Consider the following 241-nt stretch of genomic DNA (forward strand, 5'->3'; position numbering starts at 1 on the left):
CCTGGCTGGGCGGTTGGGCGGTATAGCCCGCCTGCTCCACCGTCATCACCAGCTGATCGGGTGCGACGTTGCCAACGTAGTCAACGCTGGCCCTCTCGGTGGCATAGTTGACCGAGGCGCTGACGCCGTCGATCTTGTTGAGCTTCTTCTCAATTCGGGCGGCGCACGAAGCACACGTCATCCCACCGATCCGCAGCTCAAGATGCCGGGCGGTTTCCGTGGCGGAATCCATGCTCTGTTT

1 protein-coding gene is annotated in these 241 nt (G+C 62.2%); it reads right to left on the reverse strand.

The window, feature by feature from the left end; all coding sequences use genetic code 11:
* Positions 1-241: cation transporter (locus tag NE668_RS10015; protein ID WP_256196870.1), on the reverse strand; the 241-nt coding region annotated here is incomplete at both ends.

This window comes from Veillonella parvula (assembly GCF_024461875.1).
Lineage (GTDB): Bacteria > Bacillota > Negativicutes > Veillonellales > Veillonellaceae > Veillonella > Veillonella parvula_I.